The 12,381-nt window shown below is 44.5% G+C and carries 9 protein-coding genes; 1 reads left to right on the forward strand and 8 read right to left on the reverse strand.

From position 1 onward, the window contains the following. Positions 1–45: 45 nt before the first annotated feature. The 3 genes from BLS14_RS09005 to glgB all read right to left on the reverse strand — a co-directional run bounded on the left by BLS14_RS09005 (position 46) and on the right by glgB (position 5,287). On the reverse strand, positions 46–1,752 hold the full coding sequence (locus BLS14_RS09005) for a right-handed parallel beta-helix repeat-containing protein (protein WP_090951178.1): 1,707 nt from the start codon (positions 1,750–1,752) through the stop codon (positions 46–48). 74 nt (positions 1,753–1,826) lie between these two features. Then, positions 1,827–3,269, reverse strand: coding sequence for a glycogen synthase GlgA (gene glgA / locus BLS14_RS09010; protein WP_090951181.1), 1,443 nt, complete (start codon positions 3,267–3,269; stop codon positions 1,827–1,829). Next, positions 3,266–5,287 (reverse strand): 1,4-alpha-glucan branching protein GlgB, encoded by a 2,022-nt coding sequence (glgB, locus tag BLS14_RS09015; protein WP_090951751.1) that lies wholly within the window; start codon positions 5,285–5,287, stop codon positions 3,266–3,268. The genes glgA and glgB overlap by 4 nt, the downstream gene beginning before the upstream one ends. 195 nt (positions 5,288–5,482) lie before the next feature. On the opposite strand from glgB, the gene BLS14_RS09020 reads away from it, so the two are divergent. Beyond that, positions 5,483–6,709: a glucose-1-phosphate adenylyltransferase gene (locus tag BLS14_RS09020; RefSeq protein WP_063562819.1), complete on the forward strand. Its 1,227-nt coding sequence runs from the start codon at positions 5,483–5,485 to the stop codon at positions 6,707–6,709. A 106-nt stretch (positions 6,710–6,815) separates the two neighbouring features. Here BLS14_RS09020 and BLS14_RS09025 read toward each other — a convergent pair whose 3' ends face one another. The 5 genes from BLS14_RS09025 to BLS14_RS09045 all read right to left on the reverse strand — a co-directional run bounded on the left by BLS14_RS09025 (position 6,816) and on the right by BLS14_RS09045 (position 12,350). After that, entirely contained in the window at positions 6,816–8,309 is a 1,494-nt protein-coding gene (locus BLS14_RS09025) for a sensor histidine kinase (protein ID WP_064637177.1), read from the reverse strand. After that, positions 8,306–9,004: a response regulator transcription factor gene (locus tag BLS14_RS09030; protein ID WP_063562821.1), complete on the reverse strand. Its 699-nt coding sequence runs from the start codon at positions 9,002–9,004 to the stop codon at positions 8,306–8,308. Before BLS14_RS09030 ends, BLS14_RS09025 begins: the two co-directional genes overlap by 4 nt. Continuing rightward, complete coding sequence (locus BLS14_RS09035) at positions 8,997–10,274, reverse strand: hypothetical protein (protein WP_064637175.1); 1,278 nt, start codon at positions 10,272–10,274, stop codon at positions 8,997–8,999. The genes BLS14_RS09030 and BLS14_RS09035 overlap by 8 nt, the downstream gene beginning before the upstream one ends. A 67-nt stretch (positions 10,275–10,341) precedes the next feature. Beyond that, entirely contained in the window at positions 10,342–11,067 is a 726-nt protein-coding gene (locus BLS14_RS09040) for a phosphonate ABC transporter ATP-binding protein (protein WP_024634002.1), read from the reverse strand. Positions 11,068–11,150: 83 nt separating this feature from the next. Further along, positions 11,151–12,350 (reverse strand): MFS transporter, encoded by a 1,200-nt coding sequence (locus tag BLS14_RS09045; protein WP_063562823.1) that lies wholly within the window; start codon positions 12,348–12,350, stop codon positions 11,151–11,153. Positions 12,351–12,381: the final 31 nt, after the last annotated feature.

Consider the following 12,381-nt stretch of genomic DNA (forward strand, 5'->3'; position numbering starts at 1 on the left):
TCATCGGATACTTCAGGAGTTTTCTAACGAAAAGCTGAACTAAAGCTATAACTTCGTCGTTTTTAAATCCCCTTTTGCATCTATAGTTATTCTCCATCGTGTAGAATTCGGACCAAGCATGACAATTTCATTTACTAATTGATATAACGTTCCATTATTATCTTTAACCAGATCAACCACTACGTTTTTCCCATTTGTAAAAGGACTTGCGCCAAAGAGATAACGTCCCGTCGCACTTGCCGCAACCATCAGCATGTTATCCCTTATGATGTTTCCCTCCACCGTATTATTAACAATATCCAGATGCACTGCCCACCATGTCCCCTCATATTTTAAACGATTTCCAGTTATGATATTGTTCGAGCCACGTAATTGTATACATGTACCTTTTCCTGCAACTGAATTATGAGAAAAGGTACAATCATTATGCAAACTGACCATTCGGTCAGGATTGGTCGTCTCAAAGCCGGGCTCAATGATGTTGCTTGATGCAATCACTCCATTGGCAATATCCATGGCTATGCCCGCTTGGGCAATGTAATTACCTTTTACGATAATATGACCATCCGCGACAATTCCCCAGTGTTTTCCTCTTGGAATGATGATGTTGTCAGATATAATTCCGATGTCCATGCCTTCTGCACCTGTACTGGTTTTAGCTTCAATGGCAGCAGTAGCACTTGGTCTTAAAATGGTGTCGATCAGGTTGCCCTGGATTACAAACAAATGGTTGCTCAGACCGTTGGGATTGTATCGGGAGGGAAAGAAAGATACCGAAATGACAGAAGTGATTTTGATATCCTTAAAGACATTGGAGGTTACAAAGGCTCCTTGGAAACCGATAAGCCCCACGCCAAATGCTGTTCCATTCAGGCTGTTTCCATGTATATGCAGATTTTTGGCTCCAGTCTCGCCTCCCTCATTGTTACAGGTAATCCCGCCGCCGACTGAAGGCATATTACTCACTTGTTGTCCGCCTGAAAAAGCAGCATAATCTGGATCATTGGATAATACAGGAGTGTGCAGAAAGTTATCGGTGATCGAAACATGCCATGTTCCCTTGACCAGAATGCCATCCCCAAGATATCGGTAACAGTCATTCTCACGAATCACCACAAAAACCAAATGACTCCGAACTGCAATCGGTTCTTCTCCCAAGTGATGAAGTTTATTGTTTCTTATCACGACATTTCGGGCGGGATTGTCTTGACTGCTGGAACCATTGACTCCAATGCCATCGGTAAATTTACTAATATCGTTATTTTGCAACAATACATTGCTTGAATTCTCGATGTATAAACCTGTCTTGTTTTTACTCCAAGCTGCTTGAGTCGTACGAACCAAAGTCACGCCACTAATCTCTACATGATTGCTTCCTTCAATTCGGATTCCCTGATCCGAAACCTCCAATATTGCTCCTGGCAACGCCTTGATGATGACAGATCTTCCACTAAACGTATAGAACCAGCCCACCTTAACAACTTTATAGTGCCCTGGCGTAAATAATAAAACATCACCATCCTGTGCCGAGTCAAAAAAAGCTTTGATCTGGGCTGTCTGATCTCTTCCATCTCCCGGAGCAAAACTCCTCACATCAATAAGGCTGCCCGTCAGCGTGGATTGCACAGCGGCGATATTCCCCATGATCTGGCCAAACATTTCATTCATTTTAACGGCATTATACCCGTCGGTACTGCTTAAAGCCTGCAAATTAGGATTGTAAGTAGAGGTAAAATTAATGTAGTTGTTCATTTTAAATTCGCCTCCTCCTTATGATCGTACAAAAAAGCCGCAGTACGAATATACTGCGGCTCATTTGTGCAAATCTATTTCACAGATTCAAGCGTTATGCGGCGATAAATATCCATATACTCTTCAGCTGAGACGTTCCAGCTGTAGTCTCCGCTCATTGCATTTTTCACGATCTTTTTCCAGTGCTCTGGCTGACGGTAAAATTCTTCAGCACGGCGAATAGTGTTCATCATATCATGGGCGTTAAAGCTGGTGAAAGAGAATCCATTCCCCTCACCGCTGAATTCATTGTATGCCTGCACCGTATCGTTCAGACCCCCTGTTTCCCGGACAAGTGGTACACTGCCATAACGGAGTGCAAGCAACTGGCTAATGCCACATGGCTCGAACCTTGATGGCATCAAGAACAGATCACTTCCGGCATAAAAACGGCGGGATAACCCATCATTGAAGGTGATCTGAGCAGACATTTTCAGCGGATAACGATTCGCTGCCTCACGGAACCAGTGCTCATAAGCCGGATCCCCGGTACCCAATACTGCGAATTGAATGTCGTCATAGTACAACAATTCATCCAATACACGACATACCAGATCCAAACCTTTGGAATCCACAAGCCTTGTAACCATCACCATAAGTGGAGCATCCGGACGTACAGGCAATCCTAATTCCTTTTGCAGCTCGATCTTGTTCTCGATTTTCTTGGACAGGCTGGTTCTGTATTTAACCGCAATTTTATTGTCCGCTGCCGGGTTGTAACTCTTGGTATCAATACCGTTGACAATCCCACTGAAACGATCGCCCAATGAACTGAGCAATCCATCCAGACCATAGCCATAATAGGAGGTTTGTACTTCCTTGGCGTAAGTAGGGCTGACGGTCGTCACATGATCCGCAAAAACGATTCCAGCCTTAAGGAAATTGACATTGCCATAATATTCTGCCCCGTCCACCGTAAAATACCGATCATCCAGTTCAAGCAAATCACTGAATAAATCATGTGGAAACACACCTTGATATAACAGGTTATGTATCGTAAAAACGGTTTTCATCTCACTATAAAAGGGATCATGAGCAAAGTGAGCCTCCAGCAGTAAAGGAATCATACCCGCGTGCCAATCGTGACTGTGCAGCACATCCGGCTTGAATTCAATTTGTGGCAACACCTCGAGAACAGCACGATTGAAGAAGGCAAAACGCTCCCCGTCATCCATATACCCATAAACGCCATCCCGTCCAAAATAGTATTCATTGTCTACAAAGTAGACAGGAATCCCGTCATGAACCAGCATCTCTATTCCACAATAAGGTCTGCGCCAACCAAGAGGAACATCTGTCGTGATCACAGGCTCCATCGCCTCTTTATACTCATCCGGGATGCCATTGTATTTGGGTAAAATGACACGAACATCTGCCCCACTCTTCTTTAGTGCTTGTGGTAATGCGCCGATGACGTCAGCAAGGCCCCCTGTTTTGATAAATGGATGTACTTCAGCAGCAGCAAATAGAATATTCATGCCTTCGTCCTCCTTTTGGGTTTAACTGTAGTGCTTTCTTTTGTTTTACTGGTTTTAGTGGTACTGGCTTTTGCTCTGACGGATTGAACTTCAAGGGGCAGTGCATCCGTTTTCCGACGTGTGTTCTTTTTTAAAATAACTACACTTAGCGGTGGCAAAACAACTTCCAGACTATGTGGTTGCCCATGAAAAGGAATCTTTTCTGTAGTAAGCTGCATATCATTGATAATGCCTGATCCGCCGTAATCGGAATGATCACTGTTCAGTACTTCGGTATACATACCGGGACGCATGACACCAATCCGGTAACGCTCCCGCTTGACTGGCTGAAAGTTAATGAGCACAAGGAGTGTATCCGCAGATTTTTTTCCTTTGCGCACATATGAAATGACACTTTGGTCCTGATCATCCGGAGTGATCCATTCATAACCGTCAAAGGAATGATCAAGCTCCCACAAAGCTTTTTCGCCCAAGTATAGCTCGGACAGATCCCGTTCAAACTTGTGGAGTTTACGGTGACTGTCATAGTTCAGCAAAAACCAGTCCAGTTGATCTTCATCTTTCCATTCGATAAACTGGCCGAATTCTCCACCCATAAACAGCAGTTTCTTGCCTGGGAATGTCATAAAGTACCCCATGAAGGCACGCATGCCGGCAAACTTCTGCTCGTATGTTCCTGGCATCTTGTCTAGGAGCGACTTTTTGCCATGAACGACCTCGTCATGAGACAGAGGAAGCACGTAATTTTCAGCAAAGGAGTATACGACTGGGAATGTCAGCAAATGATGTTTGGAAGGACGTTCGTGAAAATCCGATTCCATGTAATCAAGTGTATCGTTCATCCAACCCATGTTCCATTTGTAGTTGAACCCTAATCCACCCTGATCTACTGGCGAAGTAACCATTGGCCATGCACTGGATTCTTCTGCCATCATCAGAGCATAGGGAAAGTACTTGAAGACCGTTTCATTCAACTGCTGCAAAAAAGCAACAGCTTCCTTGTTTTCCAGGCCACCTTCGTTATTCGTTCGGTATTGTCCTGGCTGCTTTTCGAAATCCAACTTAAGCATGCTGGTTACCGCATCGACCCGAAGTCCGTCGAAGTGGAACATCTCCATCCAATACAACGCATTAGAGATCAAAAACGAACGAATTTCAGGTTTAGAGTAGTCAAAGCTGAGTGTGCCCCAGCCTGGTCTCTCTGCTAACAGTGGATCTGCATATTCATACAAGGGCGTTCCATCAAACAAACGCAAGCCATGAGCATCCTTCGCAAAATGTGCGGGGACCCAATCGAGCAAAACGCCTATTCCTGCCTGATGTAGAGTATCAACTAGATACATCAGATCTTTAGGCTGCCCGTAACGGCTGGTTGGCGCAAAAAATCCTGTGTTTTGATACCCCCACGATAGGTCGTAAGGATGTTCACTTAGTGGCATCATCTCAACATGGGTATATTTCATTTCCAATAAATAAGGAACAAGCAAGTCCGCAAGTTCACGATAACTGTAGAGTGTGCCGTCCTCTTTCCGTTTCCAGGTTCCAGCATGCATTTCATAAATATGTAGAGGTTTGTTATAAACGCCTCGTTGTTTGCGTCTCCACGCGCCATCATTCCATTTGTAACCTTCGATGGAGCTGGTGACCGATGCCGTACGCGGACGAACTTCAGCCTGGAAAGCATAAGGGTCAGCTTTAAGCAATTCGGTACCCTCTTCCGTTAATATACGGAATTTGTATAATGTTCCTTCACTGATTTCCGGAATAAAACGACTCCAAAATCCAGAATCGGGTATCTTATATAAAGGTTCCTGTTCACCTTTCCATCCATTACGGTCTAAAGCCAGGCCTACTTCTGTGGCATTCGGAGCCCACACGGTAAAACGATACCCCTGACGATGATCTTCGATCGCAGGCTGTGCGCCCATTATTCGATAACTGTGATGAAGGTTTCCTTCATGAAACAAATAAATGTGCTCCGGCGAAATTTCCGGGTTTGTTAACGGTTGAATGGCCAAGAGATCACCTTCTTCTCCAGAAAATAGATATAACAATAACCATTACCCCATTCTAGCCAAGTTGAAAAGAAAAATGCGGTGTGTAAAAAAATGTTGTAATTTTTCAGGAATTTTACAGTATACATCGTTTCAATAGCTCCGCATTGCGTTTATGTATGTACTACACTGGACAAATATCTTGGGAGGGAAACGATTATGTTTAATAAAGATTGCATCGCTATGCTGTTGGCGGGAGGAGAAGGGAAGCGATTAGCCCCTTTAACCTCAAGTATCGCAAAACCCGCTGTACCGTTTGGCGGGCACTACCGGATTATCGATTTTCCTCTCAGCAACTGCGTAAACTCAGGCATCGACACTGTAGGTGTTCTGACGCAGTATCAAGCTGATTCATTACATGATCACATTGGTGGAGGAGAACCTTGGGGACATGGTACTTCAAGTGAGGCAGGAATTTCCTTACTTCCATCTTATCATACAGGAAATGACGAATACTTGGGAACCGCGGATGCTATTTATAAAAATATTGACTATATTGACCAACAAAACCCCGAAAATGTTCTAATTTTGTCGGGTGACCATATCTATCATATGAATTATCGTGAAATGCTGGAAGCTCATACAGCGAATGAAGCGGTAGCGACGATCTCCGTTATGGAGGTTCCGTGGGAGGAAGCCCATCGCTTCGGCATCATGGCAGCGGATGAGAATCTGAGAGTTACCGAGTTTGCCGAGAAACCGGCCGAACCGAAAAGTAATTTGGCTTCCATGGGCATTTACATGTTCAAATGGGAATACCTGAAGCGCCACTTGCTCGAAGATGCCGCTAATCCGGAATCCAGCCATGACTTCGGTAAAGATGTGATTCCTCAAATGTTGAATGAGAATACGCCTCTCTTCGTATATAACTTCAATGGTTATTGGAAAGACGTGGGTACCGTGAAGAGTTTATGGGATGCGCACATGGATCTGCTTCATAACGATGAAGACTGGAGCCTGCAAAAAGAAGACTGGCCGATGTTTACTCGTGACTGGAGAACTAAACCAAGTGCATACAAAGCACGTAATACACGTGCTGAGCTCCTGCACTCCATGATCCATGAATCTTGCTCCATTGATGGCCGGGCTGAACGTTCTGTTATTTTCTGCGGAGCCGAAGTTGGGAAAGGTTCTGAAGTTAAAGACAGCGTGATTATGCCAAATGCACGGGTAGGTCGCGGTGTTCACATCGAACGCGCCATCATTGGCGAAGGTGCCATTATTAAAGACGGTGCCATTGTCAAAGGCACGGCGGATGAAATCGTGGTTGTCGGACCAAATGAGATTGTCTCCGCCAAACCGGCTGTGCGCACACAACCTGTACGCATGCTGAAAGATGTTTACGAAAAAAGCGGGCGTCTGCGCGCTGGTGAACTTTCTTCATAATCTTAAAGAAAAGGCGAGCCATATATGGCTCGCCTTTTTGGTGCATTAAATCCAAACGTTATTTCAAAAAATACAATATACGTTGCCTTAACTTTGCAATTAGAGATTATGTTTCTTCCTTATCGGTGTTTGACTCCTTGGCTTGTGTCTCCTGCAGTTCTTCAGAGTCACTGTTATGCTTAGGAACTTCACCTGTTACAACCTCTTCCTCAGGCAATGCTGGCAAAGAAACGGTAACCGTGGTTCCCGAACCAAGCTCACTTTGAATCGTGATCGTGCCTTCATGCAGTTCTACAAGTTCCTGCGTAATGGCTAGACCCAGCCCTGTTCCCCCGTTTTGGTGATTCACTTGGAAGAACCGGTCACGTACTTTGATGAGATGTTCTTCACTAATTCCGATACCGGTATCCTGAACAGCAGCTATGATCTGCCCCTTCTCTTCTTTAACAGAAAGGAAAATCCACGAATTTTCATGAGAAAATTTAATCGCGTTGTCAACCAGATTAAGAAAAACTTGTTTCAGCCTATTGCCGTCTCCAAATACGTTAAACGCACGCGTCTCATCCGTGTCCAGCTTGAGATGTACTTGCTTTTGCTCCGCTTTGGCCCAAACGTTCAACATCGTTTCCTGAACAATTTCTCGAATGCTGACCGAGCCTTTTACAAGCTTCATCTGATTTTGCTGCAATTTGGAGAAATCGAGCATTTCTTCAACAAGACCGATCAATCGCTCGGTTTCTTTGGAGATAATACTCATTCCAATTCTCGTCTCATCGGGATCGTATCCGCCAGAATCCAAGGTTTCGCTCCAGCCTTTGATACTGGTCAGAGGTGTCCGCAATTCATGCGAAATAGATGAAATAAAATCGTCTTTAATCTGGTTACTGCGTACAATCTCATGTGCCATGAAATTCAATGTAGATGCCAGTTCACCAAGCTCGTGCTTGTAATTCCCTTTAACTCTGACATCCAGACGTCCCCTGGCCATTTGAGCTGAAACAGCTGTAATGTTATTGAGCGGTCGCACAATTGAATTCGCCATTCCGATACTGATAATTAAAACAATGACTAGTACAGCCACACCTACAGCAACCGCAAGCAGCCCCATAACCAGAAGCTTGGAATTAACCATATCCAACGAGGTGAGGTACCTCACAATATAAGTATTTTCGCCACCCAAATCTAACTTGTGGGATACCGCCATGACTTGCTCACCCGTAAGGGGTTGTCTTCCCACCCAACGGCCAATGCTTCCGTTCATGGCCTGTGATATATCGCTCGTTTGAAGAACGGCATGCTCGGACTCAAAAGCAGTTGAACTAGCCAAGACTCGGCCATCCATATCAAGGATTTGCAGCTCGGTACTACCCAATTGTAAATTAGCGAGCAAATACGATAAATTATTAGCCTCATCCGTACGAGATAACGTTTCTTTAAAATCGTTCGTTGATGTAATCTGCTGATTAATCGTATTATAAATACTCTCGTAATAATACCTTTGTACTGCAATCAAAAATACGAATTCCACCAACAGCAGAGCCAGAAAAACTACAATGAAATAATGTAGTACGATCTGCCGTGTAATGCCTTTTTTGATCATTGATCCCGGCCCTTCCATTTGTACCCGTGACCCCATACAGTCTGCAGGTATTCAGGTTCGGAAGGATTGTTCTCAATTTTCTGGCGCAAGCGGCGAATGTTTACGTCGACGATTTTGGGATCACCCATATACTCTTTGCCCCACACGTGATCCAGCAGCACATCTCGACTAAGCGGTGTGTTTTCTTTTTCCAAGAAAAATTGAATCAAGGAAAATTCGGTTGGTGTTAACTCAATTAATTCATTTTGTTTCTTAAATTGTTTGGAGATCAGATCTAGCGAGAACGGCCCTGATTGGAACGTTACCTTTGCAGCCGTCTCCCGGTGAACATTGACCCGGCGCAACAAAGATTGTATACGTGCAATCAGCTCGGTTGGACTAAACGGCTTACTTACATGATCGTCTGCTCCAACGGATAGCGCATATACCTTGTCCTGCTCCTGTACTTTGGCTGTCAGGAAAATAATACCCAGACGTTCATTCGTTTCACGAATTCGTCGACACACTTCAAACCCGTCAATTCCGGGAACCATAACATCCAGCAAAGCCAAGTCAATATCTGGTACGGATTGCAGAATACGAAGCGCTTCATGTCCGTCTCCCGCTTCGAGCACTTCGAACCCGTTTCTCTTCAAATTAATAACAATAAAACTGCGGATGGATTCTTCATCCTCAAGAATAAGTACTTTACTCATTAAGTTCTTCCTTTCTGTTCAGATGCGACATATTGTCCAGTAATCCACCATCGTTATTCGCAGATTGCGCGCCACGATAAGCAATCACTCGATCATTCGATTTGGTAATTTCTTTCCACCCTTTACCTTTGTCCTGTTCCCATTGCGTAAGTGTGAAATATTTAATTTCACCCACCGTTTCATCCGTATCAATCATTTTGAAACGAATATATTTTCCCTTTTCCGATTTGGTATCTATTGTAACTTTTCCGTACCAATCCGTTTTCAGGTTAAGATGGAATGCATTCGCATCATCACGATACTGGAAGGATACAAAATCTTTGCCATCCTTACCATTCCATTGATAGAAAGTATAGAACCACATTCGAGCATCAAATACGTAATGTTCCCAGCCTCTGGGTGTCTCTTTCAATCCAAATTCAATAATACCATCATTATTAAAATCACCGCTTAAAATTTTGTCATCTCTATAGGTTTGATCAGGGGAATTGAATGCATACACCAATTTGTTGTCTTTTACATAAACAATCTGTGTAAAAGTACTTCGGTCGTCCAATTCGGCATCCAATACGAAGCCCACTTTATCTTTGGCAATTTGACCACCAAGTGCATTATAAAATTCTTTTACTGTATAGTCCGTCTGTATACGGTCCACTTCCTTGAAACTGCCATCATCATATTGATATAGGGCAATGGAGGCAAATCCGCTGGTGTTGAGGGAAACGATAGCAAAATCATTTTTTTTGTCCCCGTTAAGATCCAAAGGATTTCCTTGTAAATCATCAATAATCAACTCATTATACGGTACTCCGCCCATCACCTGTTCAAGAGCTCCTCCTTTGTAGGAATATGCCATTAAAGCTTTCTGTGCTTCAAGGCTCACTCCAAGAACAATATCAGGATTGCCATCGTTCGTGATGTCCAGCAGTTTAAACGATTGTAAGGTATTTCCCGGAACATCAAAAGTAAGTTTTTTCACCCAGGTATCACCCTGCTCTTCGAGAAGCATGCCATGAATCCGCACATTTTCACTCGGAGTTTCGTAGAAAACAATAGCCTCTCGGGTTCCATCCCCATCTAAATCTGCCACCCGTATCATGCTTGTATTGTTCAAGTCTTTGGGACGAATTAATTGGCTTTCAGGAGGCTGTTCTTTCTGTACAATTGTGAGAAGCCTCTCCTTGTCCATCGACATCATGGGTTGTTTCATTAAAAGCTTGGGATCACTCAGGACAGTGCATCCGCTAAGAACGGAGCCGAGTACAATCATAGCTGCTCCCCCCGCTAACAGGCGCCCCCACCGTGAATTAAGCAAATTCATCACTCTTTTCAATAGTTTAAATCATATTTTTTTCTTGCTGTGTCAACCGACGTCCACGTATATCAAAAGCAATCTTGCCTTCCGCAAGACCCCAGATGCGGGTCGCATGTTTCTCTGCCATCTCAATCGGCAATACTGCAATTACGGTAGCCCGTTCCTCTTCGCACAATTTGCGCAGTGTTTCCAGCACCGTATCTGCGGTATGAGGATCAAGTCCGATGACAGGTTCATCCGCCAAAACAACTTTGGCGCCATGCGCCAGCGCTCGGGCAATCGCAACACGCTGCTTCTCGCCACCGCTGAGTTTCTCTGCCGTCTGGTGTGCTTTATCCAGCAATCCGAGCCCTTCCAGATAATCCATCGCACCCATATAATCATCGGAACGAACCATACCTGTTACCATTCTCCATAGAGGAGTTTGACCAGAACGACCGATCAATACATTTTTCAAAGCTGTACGTCTCGGATACAATTGCGGATTCTGTTCCAAGTATGCCCATTCCCGTTTAATTTTCCGTTTTCCAGACCAACCTTCTTTTATAATCTCGGCGCCGTCCACCGTAAATCGACCACTGTCCCATTTTTCCATCATAGCAAGACATTTAAGCAGCATGCTTTTTCCGCTGCCACTTGAGCCCACTACACCAATCATTTCTCCCTGTTGCATATCGAATCGTATATCCCGCAGAACCGGAACCCGGTCCGCTCCAACGGATTTGCTTAAACCCTCAACTCTGATCATCGCGATGTCTCCTCTTGTCCATGTTTTTCCCTACTACTAGTGTACTCGGAAATGGACATCAATTTCCATGCGAACACCAGCTTCTATTTTACCACAGATTCGAGCATAGGTTTACGACGAAATAATACACCTGCTGCACCAAAAAGAAGATACATGAATCCAAGCAAAATAAACATGCTTCCTGGTGAAATCCAGTTAATCACTTGCCCACCCAGATTCGGTCCAATGATGCTTCCAATTGTAAAATGAAATGAGGCCACTACGTTCGCTGCAGGCAGCAGCACTTTTGGCAAAATATCTGCGGCATAGGCCAGGCCAAGCGAAAAAAATGAACCTACCAGACCTCCTGCTATGGTCAACAGCACAAGTGTCCACCAGAAATGTGTGCCGGCCACAGGAACCAGCATGAAGATGATACCTCCTGTAATACCAGCAAACATTAACGTTTGCTTCCGACCATAACGATCACTCAACATACCTAGAGGTAATTGCAGAAACAGACCACCTATTCCGACAAAAGGCAGCAAGGACGATATCTGATTGGCATCCAGACCAATACGCAGCCCGTATACCGGAAAATTGCTGTTCATCCCGGCTTCCATGTACCCGTACAATAACGCAGGCAACAGCGCATACCATGCCCAGGCCAAGCTGCGTCGGAAACGGCGTTCAGGCAGTTGTCCATGTTCGGCCTTTTCCGGCTTCGTATCGGGAAGCTTCATTAATACAAGCATAAGTACCGCAGCCATACATACGAATAATACCCAGAATGGAACGGCATCCCCAAACCCGAGCAGCTTGATTCCCAATGGGCCAATACTGAATCCTAAACCATAAGACATACCATATAAAGAGATGTAACGTCCGCGTTTTTCGGGTGCGGTCACCAGTAGTACCCATAGCTGGGCAGAATAATGGAGTGCACTATCACCGATTCCGACGACGAGACGCAAAATAAACCAAATTTTGATATCCGGAAAATAAGGAAATAGAATCAGGGGAATCATGACAAATAACAGTCCGCCGATAATCAGCTTTTTGAAACCAATAGCTCCCAGCAGTCGTTCCGCCACCAAGGTCATGGCAAAAGATCCAACGTACAATGCGGCTGCATTCAATCCGTTCAAACCCGGCGAGACTCCTTTTTGCTCCAAGAAAATGGAGAGCACCGGCAATAAAAGTCCCTGGCTGATCCCCGCCACAACAATAACGGTAATCAGAATGAGATAGTTTGATGTAGAATGTGATAATTTGGGGGTGGTTATAGATGACACAAAAATCATTCCTCCTGCAAGCATACAAAGAAAAATCGCC

This window comes from Paenibacillus sp. OK060, from assembly GCF_900101205.1.
Taxonomy (GTDB): domain Bacteria; phylum Bacillota; class Bacilli; order Paenibacillales; family Paenibacillaceae; genus Paenibacillus; species Paenibacillus marchantiae.